This is a genomic window from Bacillus tuaregi (assembly GCF_900104575.1).
GTDB lineage: Bacteria > Bacillota > Bacilli > Bacillales > Cytobacillaceae > Bacillus_BD > Bacillus_BD tuaregi.
Map to the genome: position 1 here is coordinate 181,263 of NZ_LT629730.1, position 25,337 is coordinate 206,599.

At 40.3% G+C, this 25,337-nt stretch carries 21 protein-coding genes and 1 pseudogene; 7 read left to right on the forward strand and 15 right to left on the reverse strand.

Translation table 11 applies throughout. The annotated features are described in order from the left end of the window. Nucleotides 1-43: 43 nt before the first annotated feature. The 4 genes from BQ5321_RS01510 to BQ5321_RS01525 all read right to left on the reverse strand — a co-directional run bounded on the left by BQ5321_RS01510 (nucleotide 44) and on the right by BQ5321_RS01525 (nucleotide 4,868). Entirely contained in the window at nucleotides 44-2,095 is a 2,052-nt protein-coding gene (locus tag BQ5321_RS01510; RefSeq protein ID WP_071392861.1) for a chemotaxis protein CheA, read from the reverse strand. Between the two features lie 754 nt (nucleotides 2,096-2,849). Beyond that, the gene (locus BQ5321_RS01515; protein WP_071392862.1) at nucleotides 2,850-3,626 is read right to left on the reverse strand and encodes a hypothetical protein; all 777 of its coding nucleotides are present in this window, start codon (nucleotides 3,624-3,626) and stop codon (nucleotides 2,850-2,852) included. Nucleotide 3,627: 1 nt separating this feature from the next. Then, a complete protein-coding gene (locus BQ5321_RS01520; RefSeq protein ID WP_187143709.1) occupies nucleotides 3,628-4,494 on the reverse strand; it encodes an ATP-binding cassette domain-containing protein in 867 nt (288 codons plus the stop codon). Beyond that, nucleotides 4,491-4,868, reverse strand: a complete 378-nt coding sequence (locus tag BQ5321_RS01525) for a GntR family transcriptional regulator (protein ID WP_071392864.1) — start codon at nucleotides 4,866-4,868, stop codon at nucleotides 4,491-4,493. The genes BQ5321_RS01520 and BQ5321_RS01525 overlap by 4 nt, the downstream gene beginning before the upstream one ends. Nucleotides 4,869-6,039: 1,171 nt before the next feature. On the opposite strand from BQ5321_RS01525, the gene BQ5321_RS01530 reads away from it, so the two are divergent. From BQ5321_RS01530 to BQ5321_RS01545, 4 genes are all read left to right on the forward strand, one after another. Next, nucleotides 6,040-6,810 carry a MurR/RpiR family transcriptional regulator gene (locus BQ5321_RS01530; RefSeq protein WP_084786590.1) on the forward strand — a complete coding sequence of 257 codons (771 nt, stop codon included), beginning with the start codon at nucleotides 6,040-6,042 and terminating at the stop codon, nucleotides 6,808-6,810. A gap of 120 nt (nucleotides 6,811-6,930) precedes the next feature. Continuing rightward, nucleotides 6,931-8,532, forward strand: coding sequence for a PTS transporter subunit EIIC (locus BQ5321_RS01535; protein WP_071392865.1), 1,602 nt, complete (start codon nucleotides 6,931-6,933; stop codon nucleotides 8,530-8,532). A gap of 69 nt (nucleotides 8,533-8,601) precedes the next feature. Then, complete coding sequence (locus BQ5321_RS01540) at nucleotides 8,602-9,927, forward strand: 6-phospho-alpha-glucosidase (RefSeq protein WP_071392866.1); 1,326 nt, start codon at nucleotides 8,602-8,604, stop codon at nucleotides 9,925-9,927. A gap of 210 nt (nucleotides 9,928-10,137) precedes the next feature. Further along, nucleotides 10,138-10,719, forward strand: coding sequence for an ArsR/SmtB family transcription factor (locus BQ5321_RS01545; protein WP_071392867.1), 582 nt, complete (start codon nucleotides 10,138-10,140; stop codon nucleotides 10,717-10,719). A 13-nt stretch (nucleotides 10,720-10,732) separates the two neighbouring features. On the opposite strand, the gene BQ5321_RS01550 is transcribed toward BQ5321_RS01545, so the two are convergent. Continuing rightward, entirely contained in the window at nucleotides 10,733-11,953 is a 1,221-nt protein-coding gene (locus BQ5321_RS01550) for an MFS transporter (RefSeq protein ID WP_071392868.1), read from the reverse strand. Between the two features lie 352 nt (nucleotides 11,954-12,305). Between BQ5321_RS01550 and BQ5321_RS01555 the strand changes: the two genes are divergently transcribed. Then, on the forward strand, nucleotides 12,306-13,358 hold the full coding sequence (locus BQ5321_RS01555; protein WP_071392869.1) for an alpha/beta fold hydrolase: 1,053 nt from the start codon (nucleotides 12,306-12,308) through the stop codon (nucleotides 13,356-13,358). Between the two features lie 242 nt (nucleotides 13,359-13,600). Here the strand turns inward: BQ5321_RS01555 and BQ5321_RS01560 are convergent, their stop codons facing one another. The 8 genes and pseudogenes from BQ5321_RS01560 to BQ5321_RS01590 form a co-directional block, all read right to left on the reverse strand. After that, nucleotides 13,601-14,245: a Vat family streptogramin A O-acetyltransferase gene (locus BQ5321_RS01560; protein WP_071392870.1), complete on the reverse strand. Its 645-nt coding sequence runs from the start codon at nucleotides 14,243-14,245 to the stop codon at nucleotides 13,601-13,603. Between the two features lie 13 nt (nucleotides 14,246-14,258). After that, nucleotides 14,259-14,423 (reverse strand): annotated as a pseudogene (locus BQ5321_RS24575) (streptogramin B lyase Vgb(A)); the annotation flags it as partial. 94 nt (nucleotides 14,424-14,517) lie between these two features. Beyond that, nucleotides 14,518-15,204 carry an MBL fold metallo-hydrolase gene (locus BQ5321_RS01565; RefSeq protein ID WP_071392871.1) on the reverse strand — a complete coding sequence of 229 codons (687 nt, stop codon included), beginning with the start codon at nucleotides 15,202-15,204 and terminating at the stop codon, nucleotides 14,518-14,520. A 149-nt stretch (nucleotides 15,205-15,353) separates the two neighbouring features. Next, the gene (locus tag BQ5321_RS01570) at nucleotides 15,354-16,766 is read right to left on the reverse strand and encodes a serine hydrolase domain-containing protein (protein ID WP_071392872.1); all 1,413 of its coding nucleotides are present in this window, start codon (nucleotides 16,764-16,766) and stop codon (nucleotides 15,354-15,356) included. Between the two features lie 68 nt (nucleotides 16,767-16,834). Further along, complete coding sequence (locus BQ5321_RS01575; protein ID WP_071392873.1) at nucleotides 16,835-17,404, reverse strand: TetR/AcrR family transcriptional regulator; 570 nt, start codon at nucleotides 17,402-17,404, stop codon at nucleotides 16,835-16,837. Nucleotides 17,405-17,952: 548 nt separating this feature from the next. Then, nucleotides 17,953-18,303 (reverse strand): GIY-YIG nuclease family protein, encoded by a 351-nt coding sequence (locus BQ5321_RS01580; protein ID WP_071392874.1) that lies wholly within the window; start codon nucleotides 18,301-18,303, stop codon nucleotides 17,953-17,955. A gap of 24 nt (nucleotides 18,304-18,327) precedes the next feature. Further along, complete coding sequence (locus tag BQ5321_RS01585; protein ID WP_071392875.1) at nucleotides 18,328-19,074, reverse strand: DUF2087 domain-containing protein; 747 nt, start codon at nucleotides 19,072-19,074, stop codon at nucleotides 18,328-18,330. 210 nt (nucleotides 19,075-19,284) lie between these two features. Beyond that, on the reverse strand, nucleotides 19,285-19,527 hold the full coding sequence (locus BQ5321_RS01590; RefSeq protein WP_071392876.1) for a hypothetical protein: 243 nt from the start codon (nucleotides 19,525-19,527) through the stop codon (nucleotides 19,285-19,287). A 957-nt stretch (nucleotides 19,528-20,484) separates the two neighbouring features. Between BQ5321_RS01590 and BQ5321_RS01595 the strand changes: the two genes are divergently transcribed. Continuing rightward, on the forward strand, nucleotides 20,485-21,543 hold the full coding sequence (locus BQ5321_RS01595) for a DUF5105 domain-containing protein (RefSeq protein WP_071393030.1): 1,059 nt from the start codon (nucleotides 20,485-20,487) through the stop codon (nucleotides 21,541-21,543). A gap of 12 nt (nucleotides 21,544-21,555) precedes the next feature. Beyond that, nucleotides 21,556-22,707: a TcaA second domain-containing protein gene (locus BQ5321_RS23570; protein ID WP_084786593.1), complete on the forward strand. Its 1,152-nt coding sequence runs from the start codon at nucleotides 21,556-21,558 to the stop codon at nucleotides 22,705-22,707. A gap of 195 nt (nucleotides 22,708-22,902) precedes the next feature. Here the strand turns inward: BQ5321_RS23570 and BQ5321_RS01605 are convergent, their stop codons facing one another. Both BQ5321_RS01605 and vanY read right to left on the reverse strand, forming a co-directional pair. Continuing rightward, nucleotides 22,903-23,979, reverse strand: a complete 1,077-nt coding sequence (locus BQ5321_RS01605) for a YkvI family membrane protein (protein ID WP_071392877.1) — start codon at nucleotides 23,977-23,979, stop codon at nucleotides 22,903-22,905. 479 nt (nucleotides 23,980-24,458) lie between these two features. Further along, on the reverse strand, nucleotides 24,459-25,313 hold the full coding sequence (gene vanY / locus BQ5321_RS01610; protein ID WP_071392878.1) for a VanY-A/VanY-F/VanY-M family D-Ala-D-Ala carboxypeptidase: 855 nt from the start codon (nucleotides 25,311-25,313) through the stop codon (nucleotides 24,459-24,461). Nucleotides 25,314-25,337: the final 24 nt, after the last annotated feature.

Below are 25,337 nucleotides of genomic sequence, written 5' to 3' on the forward strand. Positions count from 1 at the left end.
CTCAATCTCCACATTTTCCTCATGCGTTGTTAACCTCCATAGCTCAGTCAACTAAACCCGCAATATCTAAAATCAGACTGATACTGCCGTCCCCTAATAGGGTGCAACCTGAAATACCTTTAATATTTCGTTGATTTTTAATATAGGCAGGCAGAGTTTTGACCACCACCTGCTGTTGACCGACCAATTCATCTGCAAATAGACAAAGGACCTTTTCCTCAGCTTCGACCATAATGAGAATTCCTTCATGGATTTCGGTTACGTCAGATTGTACCCCAAAGTACTTATACAGCCGGAGAATCGGATAGCATTCTCCGCGCACCATAATCATTTCGTTGCCGTCAGGGTCACTGAAATAATCATTGGTCTTTGCCTTGAAGGATTCCTTAATCGCTGTAATCGGAATCGTGTAGCTCGAACGCCCAACGAGTACGTTCATTCCTTCGATGATCGCCAGTGTTAGGGGGATTTTCAGTGTCACGGTCGTCCCTAGGCCCGGCTCACTTTCAATCGAAGCAGTACCGCCAACGGCTTCGATATTTTTTACGACGACATCCATTCCGACGCCCCGCCCGGAAAACTCGGTAATTTTCTCATTGGTCGACAATCCTGGCATAAAGACAAGATTATAAATCTCCTTATCTGTCATTTCCTCGGCCGGCTTCACTAGCAGGCCTTTAGCGATAGCCTTCTGAAGCATCTTGTCTTTATTTAAGCCCTGACCATCATCCTTGATTAAAATCAAAACATCGTTGCCGGCATTTTTCGCCTCTATTGTCACGGTGCCGGCCTTTGGTTTATTTTTCGCCAGCCGCATTTGACTAGTGGCCTCAATCCCATGATCGACGGCATTGCGGACCAAATGCATTAAAGGATCGGAAATATGCTCGATAATATTTTTATCAACCTCCGTCTCTTCGCCAATGATTTCAAGCTTGACCTCCTTTCCAAGCTTCTTACTCATATCGCGAACCACTCTGTGCATTTTGTGAAAGGTATTGGCAAGCGGCACCATCCGAATCGACATGACGAGGTCTTGGAGCTCAACGGTAATTTTATGAAGCTGCCGGGCTGCTTTTTGAAAATTATCGATCTCCAAATCCTTTATATCCGGATTTTGCGTGACCATCGCTTCCGCAATGACCATTTCCCCGACGAGGTCCATTAAGCTGTCCAGCTTTGCCACATTCACGCTAATAATGCTTTGAGCGTGATTAGGATGCATGTCCTTTTCCTCTAATAGAGTAGGCTTTTGCTTGATAGCCGAACCCTCGGTAGTTACTTGCTGATTTTTTTTGAAAAAAAGCTCTTGGATTTCCCGATCATCCTCCAACTCAACTAACTGCAGTTCTTTAAGAAAAATCGTCTGCAACAGAAGCTGATGGACTTCCTCGTAGGAATGATCTGTTTTGAGATAAATGATAAAGCCGTTTTCTCTGATTTCGTTTACAGCACGATCATTGTTTTTAATAAGATCCTTTGGAAGATGATAGATTTCCTGACTAAGCTCCTGCAGGTTAGTTAGAAGTCCGAAGGCCCGGATATTCTCCATTTCGCAGCCTTCCTTGTAAAAAATGGTCGCCTTCAGGATGTTTTGCGGAAGCCCAGAAGAAGCATCATTAGGAGAATTGGCGTCGACCTGACTGTCCAAACTAGCCTTCTCAATTTTTGGGTTTTCAGCAGTGGAGTTTTGCTTTAGAATCTCCAAAAAATCCCTGATCGTTTGGATAAGGGACTCTGCATCACCGTCTGGTTTATCACCATTTTTAATTTTCTCTAGCTCAACCTTAATAAAATCTACTCCGTCCAGAATCAAGTCATCTAAGTCTGACTGGTCCATATCCTTGATTCCATTTTCCCGAATATAGAAAAATAAATCCTCGATTGAATGGGCGAGAGTGGAAAGATGATGAAACAGCATCATGGCAGAGGATCCCTTGATGGTGTGCATATGGCGGAATATTTCATTAATATTTTCCTCGGTATAACCGTTGGATTCCTCGCTGGAAAGGATCGCCTCTTCAATCTGTTCAAGATTTTGCGTGGTTTCAAATATGTAAACATCCAATAATGATTCATTCGGTGTATCAGACATCACCATGGCCTCCCTTGGAGAGCGGTATTCGAACCGATTAGTTTTAAGGATTATATTATTGTGAAGATGTGAACAAATAAAATAACTTGGATGAAGTTGCAATAAGTGCAGTAGGGGGATTTCGTTCACTGTATAAGATTGTAATGCATCTGGTTGTATCCCATCATGCTATTGACCTGTCCTAAATGCAAACGGTTGAAGTAGTTGGAGTGTCGTGTGTGTAGTTCTAATTGACCCTTTACAACGAAGGACTAATTTACTATCACTTAAGAACATTATATCGATAAAATTTCACCTAGTAAATGGAATTTGTTTGACGAATTCGAAACATTCAAAAATAGTGACAGGCACCACCCGAAAAATCTTGTTTCACAGGAATGTTTCACAAGAAAAGGGGGTTTGGGGATGTAGATAGGAGGCAAATGGTGGTATAGCAATAAATCAACTGTGTAAGATAAGATACGACAACCATATAAACAAGTGGAGATCCTTTTCTACTATTTTTGTCAAAACAAGCTGCTTATTCTGATAGATATAGTCACTAAGGTTGTCAATAGAGGAACTTCATTCTGACAGATTTCCTGGGAAATCTATTAATTATGTCAAAACAGAGGGGGAATTCTGACAAGCAAAACTAGGAAACAGTAAAAAGGACCGAACAAGGGGCTAGCTCTGACAAGTCACCCGAAAAATCCGCCACCCCTGTCAGAGGATAACCCATAAGAAAAAGCCGATAAATTTCTTATCGGCCCGATTACATTTTAATGGATACCCTCTTCGTTATGCGGCGAACCGACCAAAACGTCAAAAGAATCACAACCAAGATACCGCACAACGCCACACTCATTGGGAGGAAAGTTAATTTCGAAAACCAACCAAATACAGGTAATTCCAATGCAATACGTAATAAGGTGTCAAGCAACATTTTTATCACAATCGAAGTGAGGATAGCCGCTAACCCGGCAATAAAATCAAAACGATAGAAGCTTGAACTGATGAACCAGCCGAGTAAATAATAAATAAAAAGGTTTAAACTGAGAACGCAAATCGCTAATAGCCAATGATCCAGGGGATTCACATATGGTGTTAAAATGATGGACTGGACAATATCTCCAATAAGGTTTCCATCAAGCTCGATGTCATTAATCGTTTGCATTTTATAAGGTAAATCGACTAGTCCGAGGATCATTTTTTCCAAGAGTGAAATGATCAGGGTAATAATCGGAATCGTGATGGATAGGCCAATGGAAGCTAGCGCTGTCCCGAGGAAGCAATCCCTTCTTGTTACACCATTTCCGACAAAATGGGGGAGAAAGTATATAGACAGAATCCCAACAATTAGCATAAATATGTTAGCAGCGATATAAATGGAATTGAAATATCCCTCCACTTCATCTTGGATTCCCATACCTGTAAGGATTATTTTGACTATGTTAACGATGAGCATGACGCCAAGAAATCCGCCTGCCCACATTAATTGGGCAAAAAACATATCGATGGCTACTTTTCGAAAAATAGCTGTTTGCTTCATCTTAATTCTCCTCCTCTGTTAAATGGACGAACAAATCGTGAAGGGAAACGGGGGATAATTCAAGTCCTTTTTCCAGAGCGTTCTCCTGCTCAGCCTCACTTAGCTCTCCGAAAACCGTAACCGATTTTGTATTTCCGAGCTTTTGGACGTTCATCTGCTTTTTCGAACGAACAAATTCATCTACTAACGCTGCATCCCCGGTAATCGCAGCACCCTTTGTCATTAAGGAATCAAATTCCTCGTGCAGTAAAATGCGGCCTTCGTGTAAAATCAACACTTCATCAAATAAATAATCCATTTCCGACACGAGGTGGGTAGAAAGGATGATCATTCTTGGGTGTTTTTCCTGACCCTCTAACAGCTCCTTGTAAAAAATATCTCTTGAGGGAGCATCCATTCCGAGATACACCTCATCAAAGATTGTAATCGGAGCTCGACAGGCTAGGCCAATCACGACATTCAACGACGATTGCATTCCCTTGGAAAACTGCTTAATTGGCTTTTTCTTGTCCAGCTTAAATCGATCGACGAGGTAATCAGCATACTCCCTGTCGAAATGGGGACGATATCGCTGGATTCCGTCCAGCATGGCCATGATATTGTCTGACTCATCCTTATAATCCTTGTTATACAAAAAGGCAACCTGCTGCATCAGCTTCGCATTTTCAAAGGGAGTTTCCCCGTTTATCGTCATGGTGCCTGAAGTCGGTTCACGGAAGGATGCCAAAATCGAGAGGAGAGAGGTTTTCCCGGCACCATTTCTGCCAAGTAACCCATAGATTTTATCGCCGCTTAGCTCAAACGTAATATCCTTAAGTGCATCATGATTCCCATAATTTAATTGAAGCTTATCCGCTCTCACCTTCATCTCGATTCACGCCCTTTTACATTTTTTATAAATTCAACAATTTCCTTTTCAGAAATTCCCAGCTTATCCGCCTCGTGAACTAATTTAACAACATAATCCTCCACAAAGGATTCCTTGCGCTTTTGAATGAGCTTTTCTTTCGCACCCTCCGCGACAAACATACCAATTCCCCTTTTTTTAAAAAGAATACCTTCGTCTACCAGCTGATTAACTCCCTTTGAAACCGTGACATGGTTGATTTTATAAAAATTAACCAGTTGATTCGTGGATGGTGCTTGATCGCCTTCCTTGAGTTGATCATTCAAAATTTGGTCTTCAATCTTTTCCCGAACCTGCAAATAGATCGGTTTATCCTGAACAAATGATTTATTCATCTTCATCGCCCACTATTCATAATTTAAGTCCTATCCATAAATGGTTATATAGTTATGTATATAACTATAATGGCAGATGTGTGATTAGTCAATAGTGACAGGCACCACCCGAATAATCTTGTTTCACATAATGTTCCACGGAAGCAGGGTGGCATGGTTATGGTGTTGGGGTTATTCAATGAAGGGTGGAGTAGAAGTGTTGAGGTAAGAGATGCATGTGTTTTGCGTTAATAAATTTAAAAGCAGATCATTAACGAAACTTGGCTCGGCTCCATCATTTCACTGGGAAACAACCGGGCCGAGCCTATTCTATAAGTGTATTTTTTCACAATTCAATCGAAAAAACGGATGGGGATATGTGGCTCGAGCTTAAGCTTAAGGCGTTCACTAACCCTTTGGTTTTCAAAAAGCTTTTGTAATCCGTACAATAAAAATGCTTTAGAAAAGAAATAAAGGAAAAATTGAAAGTGATTCAATCTAACCAATGTGTAGTACTTGAATTTGCTCGCAAAAAAGGTGAATGGATAGGCAAATAGAGCATTTGTGACTCCGTTATAGGCAATAAACTTTATAAAATTGCTATATGTCCATTTTAAAAGCCACATCGAAATGGCTAAGAATGGGCCAATTAAATAGGGGACCTCTCCCCAAAGTATTGACTTTGGTTTATTGTAGAATACCCACCGGCCGATAGGTGACAGGCACCGCCCGAAGCGTGTCGAATTGACTTATGGAGTGACAGGCACCGCCCGAAAAATCTTGTTTCACAGGATGTTTCACAGAGAAGCGGGTCGTTGGGCTTAGAGCTTCATTTGTTAGATAAAGCAGAATATCTAGGAATAATAAGAACGGTTCTAATATTTCATTATGAAGTATTAGAACTGTTTTTTTGCGTGATCATTTAGTTCCCCCCAGCGTCTTTATTCCAACAGATAGTAAAGAAGGCTGAGTGATTTCAATAATCGCTTGGCTTTTTTTATGGAGGTATTCCAGCTCTTAAGCCCCTTATGGTCGTGGGCTTGGTACTCAATACATATAGTTTGACACAGCTGAAGCATAAACAATTTCACATGGGCTCCACGAGAGTTCATGCTTGTTTGTGGTCCACTTTCTATTCCGATATAATAAAATCCAAATCGAAATGAGACAGTAGAAATGAGAGTGAGTAGACTTGATTGATATTAGTAAAATTATTCAAGGGCGGAATTTGTCGGAGTTAGATGTACAAATTATTCAGTATATTGTTGATCATATTGACACGGTTTTACATAAGGGTGTGCGTGAAATTGCCAAGGACAACTACACTTCCCCGGCTACGGTGATTCGCCTATCGAAAAAACTGGGCTATACCGGGTTTGTGGATATGTATTATCAGCTCTTGCCGATGATCAAAAAGGTGGAAAGGCCGCAGGTCGGTGAGATGGAGGACTTTTTACAAATTAGTCAAAAGGACTTTTTAAGCTATAATTCGCTTGAGGATATTGAAACATTTATCAGCCAGGTCATGAACCTTAAGCATAAATATATCTTCATATATGCGACGGGGTTTTCAGCGATTGCGGCCGATTATTTATATAAAAAGCTACTTGTGCTGGGGCGGAAAACGATTTTTGCCAGTGGGACGGATTCCATTGGGGTATTTGAAAATAATCTCGAGGATGTTGGGGCGCTCGTCGTCATCTCCAAATCAGGCGAAACGCAGGTAGTGATAGAAAAATTACAGGCTGCCAAGGAGCATCTGGTGTTTACAGCTTCTTTCACAAAAGAAACGAGTAACCGAATTGCTGAGCTTTCCGATTTAAACTTTAAAATAACCGATCCGAATAAGCTGGATGATCGTAATATGCTGCCAAGCAGCTTCTTTCCAGGCCTCTTGCTCTTGTTTGAGTTTATCTTTAAACAGTATTTAGACCAGCTAGGTGCAAAGGAGCGAAAACAATGAAACGGGTTTCAAGATGTGAAACACGTTTTTAAACATGCCAAAGCTATCGACTCAAAAGCGCTTACATTGTATTCTAAACGTGTCGACAAAATAATCATAAAATGTAGGAGGTACGGCAAGATGAAAGCCAAAATGATGGAAGGGATGCAGCGCTTTTCGAAAGCCATGTTCATTCCCGTACTTATTTTGCCGATTGCGGGTATATTAATCGCATTTGGAAACTTATTCACGAATGCAAAGCTATTAGAAGTGATTCCTTTTTTAGATAATCCAATTACAACGGGGTTTGGTTCGATCTTAACCGGATCATTAGTATCGATTCTTGGTAACCTCGGACTCATATTCAGTGTGGGAATTGCGGTCGGTTTGGCTAATAAAGAAAAAGCGGTCGCAGGTTTTACGGCTTTATTAGGCTATTTGGTATTTGTGAATGCTATGAATAAATTTATGGAAATAAGCGGTGTCTTATTCCAGGGTGAATCTCTAAGAGGTACTGGACAAACCCTTGTCATGGGCGTTCAAATCCTTGATATGGGTGTGTTTCTCGGCATTATTCTCGGTATTGTAACCGCTATCGTTCATAACAAATTTGTTGATAAGGAATTTAACGGCGCGTTTCAAATTTACGGTGGCTCACGATTTGTGTTTATCGTTCTTATTCCAATTGTTGTTTTACTATCCATCGCGCTTACGTTTATTTGGCCGTTTTTCCAATCCGGCATTAACAGTCTTGGAACATTGATTAATCATAGTGGAAGCTTTGGTATCTTCCTATACGGAGCGTTGGAACGTCTATTGATTCCAACAGGTCTTCACCACTTAATTTATACGCCTTTCCTATACACTTCTTTAGGCGGTGTAACAGAGGTTGGCGGACAATTGCTTGAAGGAGCAAGAAACATCTATTATGCGGAAATCGCTGATCCAAGTGTAAGAGTTCTATCTGAAAGTGTCATTTGGGATGCACGCGGTATTTCGAAAATGTTTGGTTTGCTTGGGGCATGTCTAGCGATGTACCACACTGCCAAGCCTGAAAATAAAGGAAAAGTAAAAGCGATTCTAATTCCAGCTGCATTTACATCTTTCATTGCAGGGGTTACAGAACCAATTGAGTTCTCATTCATGTTCGTTGCACCACTATTATTCGTTGTTCACGCTGGATTAAGTGGCTTGAGCATGGTGACATTGAATCTATTAGATGTGAGAGCGATTGGTCCAAACGGAATGATTGACTTCCTATTATTCAATATCCCGCTTGGCATCGAAAAAACACACTGGCCAATGTACATTTTAGTCGGTTTAATCTTCTTCGCTGCTTACTATTTAATCTTCCGTTTCTTGATTTCGAAATTCAACTTCAAGACGGTGGGAAGAGAAGATGAAGGAAACGAAACGAAATTATATTCGAAAAAGGACTATAAGGAAAGTAAGGAAAAAGACAAGGCAGGAACTCCGGCAGCACAGGGTGATGAAGGGCTTGCAGGTGTCATTGTGAGTGCATTAGGCGGTGCGAACAATATTAACTCTGTAACGAATTGCTATACAAGACTTCGCTTAACATTAGACACACCGGAAATGGTGGACGAGGCTGTTCTAAAAAGTCAAACAGGTGCCAGCGGTGTCATTATAAAAGATAAAAACGTTCAGGTTGTTTACGGTTTACAGGTAAATAGCATTCGAAAAGCAGTTGATAACTATTTAGGCTTACGAACAGACGAATAAAACATAGATTGTTTCGGGGAAGTAGAAAAAGAGCAACAAGAATAGACAAATAGAAGGGAATGGAGATACATGAAGAAATTTTCAGTTGTAATCGCAGGCGGAGGAAGCACCTATACACCGGGGATTGTTATGATGCTATTAGATAACCTGGATCGTTTTCCACTTCGAAAGTTAAAGCTATATGATAATGATGCCCAAAGACAAGCGATTTTAGGGGAAGCACTAGACATTGTGTTAAAAGAAAAAGCACCGGATATTGAGTTTTCTTTTACAACAGAGCCTGAGGAAGCCTTCACAGATGTAGACTTCTGCTTTGCTCACATCCGTACAGGAAAATATGAAATGCGTGAGAAGGATGAAAAAATTCCATTAAAGCATGGCGTGGTCGGCCAAGAAACATGCGGACCTGGCGGAATTGCTTATGGAATGAGAAGCATCGGCGATATGATCGAAATGATTGATCTAATGGAAAAATATTCACCAGACTGCTGGATGCTGAACTATTCAAACCCTGCAGCGATTGTAGCGGAGGCTTGCCGTGTGCTTCGTCCAAATTCAAAGGTATTGAATATCTGTGATATGCCTGTTGGAACACTACGTAGAATCTCTCATATTCTTGACAAAGAACCACAGGATTTAGAGGTGCGTTACTTCGGATTAAATCACTTTGGCTGGTGGACAAGCGTTAAGGATAAAGAAGGCAATGAATATTTACCAGCGATTCGCGACTATGTGGCTGAGCATGGCTATTTAACGCAAAAGGAAGTGGATACACAGCATACAGATGCAAGCTGGCAGGACACACATAAAAAAGCAAAGGATCTTATCGCAGTAGACCCAAGATTCTTACCAAACACGTATTTAAAATACTATCTATATCCTGATTATGTAGTTGAGCATTCAAATCCAGACCACACTAGAGCCAATGAGGTAATCGAAGGCAGAGAAAAGACCGTCTTCTCCATGGCAAAAGCGATTGTGGAAAATGGAACCTCTGAAGGCTGCGAATTCGAAATGGGCGCACATGCGACATTTGTTGTTGACCTAGCCCGTGCGATTGCCTTCAACACACATGAAAGAATGCTATTGATTGTCGAAAATAATGGCACGATTGCAAACTTTGATGATGACGCAATGGTTGAAGTTCCATGTATCGTTGGCAGCGACGGCCCAGAGCCATTAAGCCAAGGCAAGATTCCTGAATTCCAACGAGCGCTCATGTACCAGCAGGTAACAGTGGAAAAATTAGTCGTCCAAGCCTATATCGAAGGCAGCTACCAAAAGCTATGGCAGGCCCTAACCCTTTCCAAAACCGTCCCAAGTGCAAAAGTTGCCAAGGAAATCCTAGACGACTTAATCGAAGCAAACAAAGGCTATTGGCCTGAATTACGATAGGTGACAGGCACCGCCCGAAAAATCTTGTTTCACAGAATGTTTCACGGAACGGTGTCAGGCCCTATCCATTATAAAAAAACCGCTCTGCAGAGTCTAACCGCTTGGCAGAGCGGTTTTTGTTTGCGCGAAGCAGGGTGGTGTTCTATCGTTTCCCTGTTAAAAATGTTAAAATACATATTAAATAAATCATATGAGAGGAAATATTTACTCATGGAGGATATTTATTATGTTGAGGATTTGGAGCAATTAAAGATACTAAGTGATCCAATGAGGGTAAAAATCCTGTGGGAGCTTGATCATGGGGCCTTAACGGGAAAAATGCTGTCGGTAAAATTAGGATTACCTGCGTCAAAAATGCGTTATCATCTCACTACTTTAGAGCAGGCTGGACTTGTTGAAATTGAACGAACCGAAATTAAGAATGGAATCGTTCAGAAGTTTTATCGTCCAATTGCGAGGCGGATTTCGTTAAAAAAAATCACTCCCTATATTAATAAGGATGAAAAGATCTTCGAGGATGCTTTATTGGTTAACACGCTAGAGAGTTTGGAGCAGACTCAATTTTTACTAAAAAAAGTAGAGGCGAATGAATTAGACCGAGAGGATGTCATCCAGCTGCACGAATCTGTCTCCTTAAAGGAAGAGGATTACAACCTTTTAAAATCAAAAGTGACTGAGCTTGCTCAATTTATTCAAGAAAAGCAGCTGCCGCAGGACTCGGCAAAAGCTTATCATATTAATATTGTTGGATTTCCGATGCAACAGGGCAAAGAAACGAGACGCAGAAACTAAGCGTCTCGTTCTTTTAGCTGTCGAGAAATAATTGCTTTTGCGAGGGTTTCATGACTAGAAAGACGAGAGTAAGACTGATCATAAAGGTAAAAAAGGAGAAAAAGATGATGATCTGCCTCAAAGGGAAAAGCTCACCGGAAAATCCAATCACCAGAATAAAAGCAATCTGCAACAGGCTCTGTAATGTCCCAATAGCACTTGAAAGGCGTCCAATCATGTGGATGGGTGCATTGTTTTGAAAAAAAGTCAGAATCCCTGCATTTGAGAAGGTATTAAATAGTCCAATTATAATGAAGCCAACCGCACACGACCAAAACGAATAGGAGAAGGCATAAATCAAATATCCGACCGAAATACATAGAAAACCGATTCCAATCAGCAGCCTTTGCGAAAGACTCCTTGAAAAAGCAGATAAAATAAATGCACCGACAATCGAACCAATCCCCGCAATGCTAGTCAGCAGTCCATAGTCTTTGACCGATAAACCAAGGACATTTTGAATAAAAACGACCTCCTGAGCATCCATCCCAATGGCAAGAACCATGATGAGGCTATTCATTAGGAAAATCACAATAAAATACGGATAGTTTTTACTAAAATGTAGCACTTCCTTCCAGTCATTTTTGAAGGTATCCAATGTAAAAACAGCTGCTTGTGGAAGCTGATACCTCGGTAAAAATTGCATCAAAAGTGCTGATAGAATGAAGGTGGCAGAGGTTAACCACATGGTTGCAGCGGCATTGGTGATTACCAGTAGTGCGCCCGCAATCGCTGGTCCGATGATAAAAGCGCTCGATGTCACGAGACTCAGGTAGGAGTTATATTTCTTGCGATTTTCTTTCGGAATCATTCTGGTTGTATAGGTTGTTGATGCGGGTTCGAAAAAGGATCCGGCAATCGAAAGACAAAATAACAATAGGTAAATAACTAGAACAGAGGAGGTTAACGGAATAACAGCGATTATCAATGCCCGAGCCACAGCCGCGCCAATCATGATATTTCGCTGATTAAGCCGGTCAATCAGTGTTCCTGCCCAAAACTTGGTCACAATCGATGCCAACGGTACCATAATCCAAAGCCCGGCAACTGCTGCAGGAGAACCGGTTAGCTGCAGTACCAACACGTTTATCGCCACAAGATAAATAAAATCACCAAGCCGAGAAAGCCCAATTCCTAACATTAACAGCAACCATTTTTTCCAATCGACCAACAATCCCCATCTTTTTTTCCCCATTTTACCCACAACCAATCAAATGAAGTTTTTTTAACTCAAATTAACTTTACCTAACGTATTAATTTATTAATACGTATTATATCATTAATTTGTGATGGGGGAAATAACTAATTTAGGTGACAGGCACCGATATGACTCCTCATTCCTGTATAAACTATAAAAATGTTATCTTTATGTAACATTTTATGTTCACTTTGGTTGGTAGATTATTTGGCATAATCCTATATAGTAATAATAAATGGGCGTGAAAAATAGGAAAAACATAATCGTCCAAAATATAAAGCAACTGCGAGGTTTGCACCGTTTTTACATGAATCTTAAGCGAGTTCGATAGGAGGGAACAGTATATAGGATGGGCAAAGTCAAATTAGGCATCATCATATTGCTTGTGTTTATCATTGGTTCTTACTTTTATACCAATATGACTTATATAGAAAAGCCGCTGAAAAAAATGTACAGCGCTGGTTTTACGGAAAAACAAATAAAGTTATCTGATGGCACGGTATTAAACTATGGAGAGGGTCCGAAAAATGATAAAACGCCTCTTTTATTCATCCATGGTCAAGGGATGACATGGGAGGATTATGCGAAGGTATTACCGGAGCTATCAAAGCATTATCATGTATATGCTATCGATTGTCATGGACATGGAGAATCTGATAAGAACCCGGAGAAATATACGGCCAAAGCAATGGCAGAGGATTTCAGCGAATTTATTGAAGTGGTGATAGGGGAGAAAACGGTCATAAGTGGACATTCATCAGGTGGTATGATTGCCGCTTGGATGGCTGCGCATTCCCCAGAGTTCGTGCTCGGTACCGTTATTGAAGATGCGCCTTTTTTTTCAACCGAGCCTGGCAGACGGGAAAACACGTACGTGTGGGTAGATGGTTTTCAATTATTTGAGGACTTTAAAAAACAGGATGAAGTAGACGATTATTTCGCCTATTATTTAGAGCATAGCTACTGGAAAAGAATATTTGGAGATTTCCTCTGGAATTGGTTTTCAAGGGATGCGATTGCCTATCATGAAAAACATCCAGATGAGCCGGTACATTTGATTTACTTACCTCCGCAAATCAATCGAATGTTTGAATCGAAAACCTATCCATACGATTATCGATTTGGAGAAGCCTTCTATGATAATACCTGGTTTAAGGATTATAACCAAGCAGAAGTATTAGCGAAAATTAAGACGCCAACCGTGTTTATTAAGGCAAACACGAATTATGATGGTGATTTATTACTAGCCGCGTTATCTGATGTGGACGCAGACCGTGTTGTCCAATTATTAGAAAATGGCAAAAGGATAGATATTGACACTCCCGGCCATGACATACATTACGATAAGCCAGAGGAATTTATTCAGATAATGATTGAATTCCTTGATAGTCTCGATAGGTGACAGGCACCGCCCGAAAAATCTTGTTTCACAGAATGTTTCACGAACATGTGAATATTAAAAAAACAGCAGGGGTCAAGTCAAGGACTAACCATTAAGTAAAACCGCTGCAAGCTGCCAAACACTCAGCAGTGCAGCGGTTTTTTATGTGCACAAAGGAAAGCACGAGGACTGGCACAAATTAATATAAGCATGCCCTATAGGACAAAATCGATCCCTGCAATGCGCAAGCCCCGTTCTTAGCCTTATGTTAGCTTTCTTTTCAGCGTCTCGATATCTCCATTCAGGATGTAGGGAAGCACATCCTTCAAGCTTTCCATATCTAAATTCCACCATTGGAGGGCTAGCCATTCCTCAATCACGTTATCAGCGTATCTTTTTCTAATCAATTTCGCCGGGTTGCCACCAACGATACAGTAGGGGTCCACATGTTTCGTCACGACTGACTCGGCAGCAATAATGGCGCCATCTCCAATTTTCACCCCAGGCATAATGGTTACATTTCGACCAATCCAAACGTCGTTGCCGATTTCCGTGTCACCCTTCAAGGGAAGCTCCTCCAGGGTAGGGGTAAATTTTTCCCAGCCCATCCCGAATAGATTAAAAGGGTATGTGGAGCCATCCATCCGATGATTGGCTCCATTCATAATAAAGGTGGTACCAGGACCAATCGAGCAAAACCTCCCAATCACCAAGCGGTCCCCCAAGATTTCGTAATGATAGAGAACCTGATCCTCGAAGGCTTCTCCTTGCATACTATCGTAATAGGAATAGTCTCCGACGATTATATTTGGCCTTGTTATCGTTGGCTTGATGAATTGAAGGTTTCGATTCCCTTTTATCGGAAACGCGTCATTCGGATTAGGCCCAAAAGTGCTGCTAGAATGCATATAATCAATCCCCCTATTCCTTTGCTAAAATGAACTTTCCAATCCCGTTGCATTCCAATGCAAACCAAACTGCTTTGCCATCGAAAGTAATCCCATGTGGTTCAGCGTTTTCGGTTTGAATCGGATATTCCTCGATGATTATATCACCAGTCAGTCGTCCAATCTTATTGGCGCCCCATTAAGCTTGGCAAAGCGGAATAGGGCGATTGTGATTATGTCATGGCCTTGCTTTTCTATAATAAACCTGCAACATCAGTACCGTCGCAGTGCTTCTATCTAGTTATCTTACCGCCATGATAACAATAGTAGTTTTTAGCATTGAGTTGTTTAATCCTATTCAAGGACTGTTCTGCTTTTTCAAGATTTAAACAAAAGTGCGGGTTGGCAATCGCTAGTCCATGGTTTTCAAGAACAGCCGCATCGCCTGTGATGACACTTTCTAGGTTAGGAAAAAATAATGAAATATGCCCAGAGGTATGCCCTGGTGTGGCGATTACTTGGCATTGATTATTTAAAATCATATCTCCATCCTGAACCTTTTCATCAATGGCAACAGGCTTCAGATTCTTAAGCTGCTGTATAAACCATTTGCCAAATTCCTGTTCTTCCTTTGGCAAGTCCTCTTGCATTTCTTCAGCTTGAACCAATCTTTCTGACTTGGCTTCACCACTAATATACTTTGCTTCTGTCTCGCTCGCTATCACTTGAGTCCAAGGATAGTTTTCCTTGAAATCATACAAGGAACCTATATGATCATCATCATAATGAGTAATGATGATATTTTTAAGTTGCTTCATGACATAGCCATTCTTTAAAATTTCCTTTTCGATTAAAGGGAGGAAATTCGCATATCCTGTATCGACCAGGGTTAGTTCATTCTCCATTCTAATTAAGCTTGGATAAATAACATTTTTTTCGCCATTGAACTCAAACTCAATGGGTAACTCGATAATCTCCATCCTTTTCCTCCTTAGTGGTTTAAAGAGTAATTTTACTTATGGGGTGGTAAAGTTTTTGGGAAATACCCTTACCAGCTTATTCATTTATTAGGAAGTTGATAAAATAGTACAGGTGCCAGTACCGCCCATTCAGCGTTCGCCCTAAACCATTAAACCCGCTCACGTACACCTTTCCTCCAAGTAATAACTAAAGTCATTGCTCCATTTAAAGCCAAAATAACAATTAGACAATCGATGAGAAGGGCAATATCTGGTGCAAAGAGTTTGACGCTCTTCCAAGGGGTCCTCATGATAGAACTAAACACTGGGATAAACCCAAGCGAAAGAAGTAGGACGATGCTTCCTGTTATAAACCATCTCTTTTGGTTTAGCTCCTTTTTCCGTTTTAGCCTGAAAAATTGGAACAGGGTTAGAAGAGCAAGAAGGACTAGCACAAGTACTATGCTCCATTGGATAGCAGGACTCTGCACTGTTAAGGGAGTGGGCGCTGAACCATCCATAATCGAGCGGATTCCCTTCATCACCTGCGAAACCTGGGCATCCTCTGTAAAATGATATTTATTCGTTAAAAGCACGGCCCCATAATCCTTCTCCGGTATAAAGAACATTTCCCCACGAAAATGTGGTGTAGCGCCGCCATGGAAGGGAAAATGCTCTTCTTTTGAAAAATGCCAGCCATATCCGTAGGTTTTCCCGTCCCCAGGCAATGCTTTTATTAAATCGAGACTTGCTTCTGAAAGTAAGTCGCCGCCTTCAAGCATGAAGGTTAAAAGCTTCGCCAAATCGCTCGCGCTTGAAGTCATATAGCCGTAGGGTGCTCCGGCATGGTCATAGAAACCATCACTACTTTTGGGTTTGCCAAACCATGACTCGAAGCCGGGAACAAATCCATTTTCCACGGAGGTTTCATAGTCGGCTGCAGCATGTATCATCCCAAGTGGTGTAAAAATGCGCTGCTCCACAAACGCTGAAAAGGTTTGCTGCGACACTTTTTCAATAATGGCACCTAGGAGTAAATAGTTTGCCGAGTTATATTCATAATGCTCCCCAGGCTCACGCGATAACGTTACACCGCTCAGCTCCCCGACTGCCTCTATCATCGCGCCCTTGCTCTCCCGCTCCTCGTCGGTCACCTTAAGTCCATCCGATTGACGAATCCCGCTTGTTTGCTCTACTAGATGCCATACGGTAATCGGTGTTGAGCTGTCCGCTTGATACTTAAACGATGGGAGATAGGTCTGTATCGGTTCATCCAGCTTAATTTTCCCGTCTTCGACTAACAGCATGACGGCCAAAGCAGTAATAGGCTTGCTCATGGAGCCGATCAGCATCGAGGTGTCAGCCTTCACCGCCGAACCATCACTGATTTTTCCCCACTGCTCCTGATAAATGGTTTCCCCGTTTTCGACAATCGCCAATGAGGCACCAGGGATTTGGTGGATCTCTAGGGCTTCCTCAACATATTCCTTAATCAGGGGGATCCGCTCATCCTGTTCAGCACTAACAGAAAATGGGCTGAACAGAAGGAGGATAACTCCAATGGTAACGAATAATTTTTTCATTTTATCTCCTTTGAATGTTATAGACTTCTTATCTTTAAAAGCTGAATCCCGGTTACAGTCACAGATTATTATTTGTCATGAACAGAGCCCTTAAAATAAACCTGTAACAAATCAATTAATAGACTATACGTTTGCTCATGGTTATAGTTATCATCAATCATTTTTTGCAAGGCCAGTCCATCAAAGCAGGCCAATAAAATGCTTGCAAGCGCATCAGCCTTTTCTCCATTCCCAACCAGGCCTTGAATTGGATTCGAGATACTTTCTCTTCCAGTTTGTAAAATGGCTGCAACCTCTTGCTTAATAGAATCATTCTTTACTCCTAGCGAATAAAGCTCATAGCGCCAGCGATACCAATCCGGATCCTTTTCCACTCTTGATTTTATTTCAAGCAGAACATCGATGGGACTAGTTGTCGTTTCATCTTGGCTATCATATTGACGATGGTATTGATTTTGAATATGTCCCTGTATAGAAAGTAATAATTCTTCCTTACTTTTAAAATAATAGTGAACAAGACCTGGAGTAATGCCAGCTTCCTTGGCCACATCCTTTATCGAAGAGTTGTTAAAGCCATTCCTACTGAACACCTTATACGCTGCATCTATTAATTTTTGCCGTTTATCCTCAGCACTCATACCATCACTCCATATTAGTTGGTCAACCAACCAAATATTAATTTATATTCAAGCTAATTGTCAATTCATTCCCTGATAATGGTTCTGTTTAGGAAAATTATGTATAATGGATAATAACTTCATTTGAGCGGGTAGTGAAAGAAACAGGTAGTCTTAGAAGTACAAAGTAGTGGTTCATCACGATAAAGGAGGAAATCTTTTTGAATGTATCCATTATCACTGTTATTTGTTTTTTCATCACAATAATTTGTCTTCTGTTTGTTGGAGGCGTGAAGCTTTACATAGAAAAAAGTAAACGATGAGGTATTTTTAGCTTAGAGATCTTTTTGATTGAAAATGAACATTGCCGATATAGAAAATAAAAGAGCAGCAAATAACTGCTCTTTTATTTTTATATCGATCGTTAGGTCAATAAATCTTCCATAGCAGCTTGATAGATTTCCATTTGCATTCCCACTGCTGGGGTGATCATGGCTGTGATCGACAGAAAGCATGAAAGCATAATTAATCATAGCCATAATCAATTATGCAATAAACAACCGAAACTTCTATTTCTGGTTATACCCTCGTTCCCCATAAGGCTTCAGCTTCTCCAACCATTGCTCCTCCAGCTCGGCTAAGGCCTCTCTTTCGTTAAAATAAGGCTCATCCTTCTTTTTCAAGGTTTCGAGGATCTCTATTTCAAAGGCATCCTTACCATACTCGTTCCATTCCTTTTGCAATTCTTTATTCGTGGTATAGGAATTGGTTTCCAGCATGAATTGGATTCCGTTTAGCATTTTTACGTTTTTCGTACTACCGACTAATATTTTCTGGTTGATTGTATTCTTTATCTGGTAGACTCCTGCAGTAACGGCTGTTTCCTTAAATTGTTGTTTTAATGCTTTTTTGCGGTCCATCATTTTTCACCTACTATTTTGTAATTACTTTTTCAACCAATAACTGGTTCCATCCGGTTTACGGTCTAAAAATCCATAATCAACTAAATATCTTCTAATTAATACATAATCCTCATAATAGCCTTTTAATAGGCCATTTAATTCTTGTTCACTATATTCGTAGTCATGCTTTAAATGATTCGCAATCTCCCTAAGGACAATCAGTCGCTGTTTTTCCTTTTGCGGATACTTCGTCAACCGACCTTCGGAGAAGTACTTATTCAATGCTTGCTCCTGTTCCTCATGTGTAATGTTATAGCGGTCATCAACCATTGTCGCGGTTTGATGCACGGGGACAAAGGCTGGTGCATGCTCATCTTTTTCCTTTAATAATTCCATCATCGCTAAAAAAGTCTTCGCCTGGCGCTCCTTTTCTTTCAAAGCAAAACGATGATGACGAATTGTAGAGGCACTGCCAATTTCCAGCTCTTTTTGTATTTCCTTGTCACTTTTTCCTTGGTAAAAAAGAGTTAACAAATTCTTTTGATGATCGGTAAGACCCGTCAGTTTTTTGTCCATACTTAATAAATAATCAAAGACAGATTGGTGGGTTCTTTCAATATGAATTCGCATATACCGCTCAGCTTCATAAAAACGATTTTCATATGGATACACAAGCCCCTTTTCTATTCTCTCCGCACACAAAAGGCAAGTAAAAGCATGACTATCCTGGCTATACCCACTTTTCAGCTCCTCCAAAGAAGCACTCCAAAAAAGATCAGATAATTTCATTTGTATCATCACATCCAGTTTCATTTAACAAACATAATTAATATTTGTTTGAATTAATATAAACATATTATATTATTGTTTATGTTGAGTCAAGAGGGTGCCTGTCACCACCCGAATAATCTTGTTTCACAGATTGTTTCACGAGTAAATATAACTGAAAAAGCACGGGGTGTGGTTCCAATGTTTCGCTACTGAGTCAAGAGGTACCTGTCATTTGCCGTACGCCTGTATATAAAGGTGCTTTAGTGCCTTTTTCAGAGCTTTCTTTTTCCTGCGGGGGTCCTCACCAAATCCGATGCAATCTAAAAAAGGCGGTTCGTCCTGGCAAATGGTGACGGTGACTGCGTAGCGGTTTTTGTAGCGGATAATCTCACATTCGATTTCATCCCCAACCTCGTTGATGATTTGTTTGACTTCTCTTGAGATGTAATTTCCTGGAAGGTATTCTTCCAAACTAAATCGCCGCCTTAAGTATTTTTTTCGGAAAAGCTAGTAAAAAACTAATCATTTAGCTGACACTTATTGGAATTATCTTTTAGTCTCATTATAAAATGGTAGTCCTAGACTTACTATGAAGAAACAGCTCTCTGTGTGACAAATTCGTGCCAATTCATTTGTTGCGTTTGAAGAATAGGGAAAGTCAGCTCTGACAAAGCAAAAGCTATTTTCGTAGAGTCTGTCAGTATAGACCCAAAAATAATGACAACGTTTTTATATTGGAAATCCTGTCAAAACATGCAATCGTTTCAAATAATGAAACTTCTAATCTCTCACAAGCAGTATTATTTCCCGTGCTTCAATAGACAGTAATTAGTCCTTTATCCCTATTAATCTGGGTTTCTAGCAGCGAATAAAAGAAGGGCTATTTCTTCCCCTAATCTTAGTAAATTTTCTACTAAAAGAGAAGGAATCATGACCCAAATCCACTTTATACGATTTATCCTTAAGCTATTTCTAGTACTCCCATTCCTTTTAACTAATACCCCAGAACAGGGAAATACATAACAACCCCCATACTTATTACATATTGACCACATTTTTCCATTTATCTATGATAAACAAGTAGAAATATGTTGATAGATGTATATTTTTGTTGAGTGATGGGGAAATAGGCACTACCAATAGATTCATTTCGTTCAAGTTTAACTTCATTCAGCAAATGCTTTTTGTACCGAAAGCTTGCGACAGGTACAGAAGTCCTCCACTTCTATAAGTGGGGGATGAATGCAAATGGTCCTTCGATTCAGTGGGGGTACAAACCCCGGCTGAATGAAGATAAGCCTCCGGCGAGTCTTGCGATTTTTTAAGGTAGTTTACCCGAGCGAGCTCAGGTAATCCGGACGCATATTCGACGGGCGGATTTGATTAGAAGCATGTATCAAAAAAATTATGCAAAGGGGTAGTATGATTGTGAGAAAGCTAGGTGTTTTTACTCTATTTATTGCCTTAATGATGGCATTAGCAGCTTGTTCATCCACTAGTGAAAAAACAGGTGGCGGAAGCAGCAATATCATGGATGTGTCGATTAAAGACGCTTCATACATTTTAGCCGGTAAGGACGATGGTGTTTCTGAAGATAAGGAAACAAAGAAAGGTCTACTAGCAGTTCAGTTAAAAATTAAAAATAAATCCGATTCAGAGATTTCCATTTCATCCTATGATGACATCAGGATGTACGATGGAGAAAAGCAATTATCTCCTGAAACTGACGTATACTTTTCGGACCTTGATATCGACTACTACCAAAATGGGGATATTGGTGCGGACAAGGTGAAGGACTTCACCGTGATCGTCAATGTAGAAAAGGATAAAAAGTATGAGCTTGGTATCAAGCCATTTGTCAAAGGTTCAGAGGATGAAGCAAAGGAAATCAAAATTGAACTTGATACGAAAAAATATGCAGCAAGCTTTGACAAGCTCAATGATCCAGGAAAGGCGTTAACCGCTTATATTGAAACCATCTACATGGACAAGGAAAACGCTGATTATGAAAAATATGTAACCGCCGATAAAGCCGCTCTTCAGGAAGAGGCTAAAAAGGCATTTAAAGAGGCTATTCAGGATGGGTTCATTGATGTAACCGTGTCAGATGAGGAAATTGACAAGCAATATATCAATTATAAAACAGCCTTAGCGGAAAAGGCTAAAATTAATGCCGTAACAGTTGGAAATGCAGAGGGAAAAGCGGCTGTTTTAGTAGAATACTCTACGGTTCCATTAGTGGATTTATATGATTATGTGAATGAATACGATGAAGAATACTATCAAAATACAGGTGATTATGAAGGCGGCCAGGAGTACGCGCTTTCAAAGCTTGATACAATCATCAGCTCCATCGAAGCAAAGGAAAGCAGAGAGAAATTAGAAATCCTAATGGTCGAAAAAGACGGGAAATGGACCGTTGATTTATCAGATGATTATGGGAAGGAACAATTAATCGACACCTTTGCTGCCGGTGAGGAATATTAAGGGGACGTGCACATGCCAGGAAAAAGCTTGAGAGTAGCTGCTTCTCTTTCCATTTTAGTCATCCTGATTGTCGTGGCGTTTTTTACCATTCAGCACCTGAACAGACCGGATAAGCTGGTAGAAGCATTTGAAGCAGCTGTCGAGCAAAACAAGCCTGAATGGCTTACGGACCTAATCCTTCCTGATCAAAAGGAAGCGGTTGTGAATAAGGGGACGCTTGGTGCACTTGTTGCCTATTTGAGAGCCAATGACCACAGCTACCATGCAATCAAGGATGGTCTGTATGAACAAATCGAGGCAAAGGATTATTCCTCAAAAAACCAACAAATTAGTATCATCAGAGACGGTAAAAAATGGGGAATTCTAACCGATTATAAATTGAAGGTCAAAACGACCTCGATTAAAGTATCGGGGCAAAATGAGAACGACCAAGTCCAGCTCAGCATCAAAGCCGTGAAGAAGCCATTGAAAATAAGTGATGAGCATGTATATGGTCCGATTTTGCCAGGAAGCCATGACGTTAGTGTAACAATTCATAATTCACTTGGCACACTTACTGAAAAGAAGCAGGTGGATGCTTGGGGGAATGACCTGATTACCTATGTTGTCGATACCGAAAGACTCGCTAAAGGTGATCAAGGAATTACGAATGAGATTATCGAAGCAGTGGAGATTTTGAACAGAGACCTTTCAGCCTTTGAAACCTCTGCCTACAATACAAATGTTTTTACGAATGTGAATGATGATTTCAAGGGTGGTGAGTATACCCAGGAATTAATCGACTCTGCCTTTTCCTTTTATGCGGAGTATATCGATGAAATTCAATCACAGTATTTAGGCGCAGTCGTCAACCTCGATCAATTAAGGATCGATTATTTTGATGGACATTGGTCAGCAAACGTTAAAGCCTTAGTGACCTATAATCGTAAAATAAAAATTGCAGATGTCCCAACCTATGAGGATTTATCCTATCAATCTATAAGAACCTATGCTCTTGTCTATCATGAAAAAGAGAAAAAATGGCTGATCGATCGGTTAACAGACACGGAAGCCACCGGCTCAGAGCAGGAATACTGGAAGAAAAAGAAAACACTCACAGTGAAAAATCCACCTCTACTGAAATGGAGCCGTACAGACAGCGAAAATCAATTAACTAGTCTGTAAAAGAAGCAGTGTATGCGATTCAGAGTGAAGCGCGAGAATTGTCTCATATAAAAAAACAAGGAGAATGGATTGAAATCCATTCTCCTTGTTTTAACTTCATTCAGCCTCCGGCGAGTCTTGCGATTTTTTAAAGGTTGCTTACCCGAGCGAGCTCAGGTAATCCGGACGCATATTCGACGGGCTAATTTGATTTTATTAAGCGGCCTTTTGTTCTGCTGAAAGCGCTTTATATTTTTTAATTCTAAAGGATGCTACAATAAGCACTGCACAAAGGACTAAACCAAGGTAACCGAATAGTGGATAGAAGATCGATACAAGACTTGTGAAACCAACAAAGCTTAATCCAAAACCAGCTACGATGGAACCGATTGTTATCATTTTGAACTTCTTTGTCCCTGTATGGGCAAATCGAGCACCAAATGAGTAGAACATACTTAGTCCTGTATTGAACACCATTCCAAATAGAATTAAGGAATAAAGAAAGCCTAAGATTGGTGAAAGCTCATCAACGATTTTTAGCATTGGCATATCAACACCTGCAACCAGTTCGATGTTTGCTAGAATCGCATAGTGACTTAATAAAATCAGTACGCCAATCCCGAGTCCACCAAATAATCCACCTAAAGCGGCTGTCTTTTCATCTTTTTCATCTCCACCCATTACGATTGACATTGATGCACCAACCGCGATATTAAAGGACACATAGTTAACCGCTGATAATGCCCAGTTTGGCAACGCCTTTGGCTGTTCCGCTGCAATCGCACTTAGCTGTGAGAATGAACCATCCATTGTAAATAGTGTATAAATAGCTACAAGGACAACTGAAATGATTAAAAATGGTGTAATACTTCCAATAATATTTACCACTCGACTTACATCATTTACTGCAGCAAGGCTTAAGAGAACGACCATCAATAAGGCCCCTACCCAAAACGGTAATCCAAATTGTTGATTAAGGGTAGATCCCCCACCTGCGATCATGACAACTCCTACACCGATTAATACCGCTACAAGAATGTAGTCTATAATTCTACCAATAAATTTTCCACTAATTTTATATATTACATCACTGTGGTTATTTGCCCTCATGCGACTTCCTAATCGCGTTAAAATCATACCTACATAGGCAAATAGGGCAGTTGCAATTATGATTGCGATTGTCCCTAGCAATCCAAAACTAGTAAAGTATTGTAAAATTTCTTGTCCTGAAGCAAAACCCGCTCCAATAATGATTCCGATGAAGGCACTGGCCATTTGCAATACTTTCTTCATAAAAGTTTCCCCCAATATTTTTCGACTTAGTTGATAAATCTAGGTAAGAATATTGTTTTACTTTGTATTAAAGAAGGAAAGATAATATCAATTGAATGATATTAATCTTAGGAAAATTCATGAATGTCTTTCTATATTAATATAATAAAACGAGGGTATCGTAACGTCAAGGAAAAAATGTAAGCGTTTTCTTATTCAAAAGTTCACAAAGTGTTCAAAAACGCGCCACATGAGGGTTTAAATGAGAAAAATTAACTGAAAATTTTTTTGTTTAAAGTGAGAAAAATGATGGATTAGACGAGTTTAATAGAAAGACTTTATGGAAAAATGGAGGGGGGTGAGTGAGATAGGGGCATCAGAATAGTATAAGAAAGAAACGATGCTGTTATTTAAGAGAATTAAAAAGGAGAAAAAGCTCATCGTCCTGATAAGCTTTTTTCAATGAAAGGTCTGGTACCATCTGTCAAATAGAGCAGCGATTAGGAATGAACCGTCACAATCACCCCATCAGTATTGTTTCCTGAAATCTCATAAACATGATTCATCGGTACTTCAATCAGCGCGTTTTCAGAAACAGGAAAATAGGTAATCTTATAGCTTTCCCCATTCAAATTGGCCGATATTTGTTTTTTTTCCTTAAGGTATTCTAAATACTCTTCTAGCACGAAGTTTTTTTCCTGCATAATGGCGCTGTGAGGGAGGCCGACATAGCGGATATGCCATGGTTCATATTGAATCCCTGTTATATCGGTTTTATCCTTTGGATAGCGTAGAATGAAGCCGTATTTCCAAGCGTTTTCTTCTATCCACTTACCCTCCGGTGCATCGGCCATCTTCATTTGCGTTGACCCTACATCAAGCGCCAATCCAAGATTATGCTCGCTATATCCTGCTGGCAAGGCATAGTCTGAGCCCATCTCTTGATACAGCACACTTTGAGCTTCAAAGCCGCGAAAGCCGCTCGTGATACAGAAATTTTGCACACCTTCGTTATTTGCTGCCAGAATCATCTTGGAAAACTCCCGTGCGATTTCCTCTGATAAGTACATTTCATTTTCCATCAGCCCATATCCTTTTGTTAATTCCTGATGCTCATAAAGGTTGACGATATCTGATAGGATACTCTCCTGATGAACGGGATGGTCCTGGTTTACTAACAGCAGGTTTCCTTGATAGATTTGATCCTTTTCGATTTCGATATTTTCAGAGGTTCCTCTATCAATTTTATTTTCAGTATCATCATGTATTTCAATTTTCGGTTCAAAAAAAGGCTCAGTATATAAAAAGGTCAACCCAAAACTCAATATGATTAGTAAAAAGCCCCACTTCTTCATTTATTAGTTCCTCCTTCAGCTTCC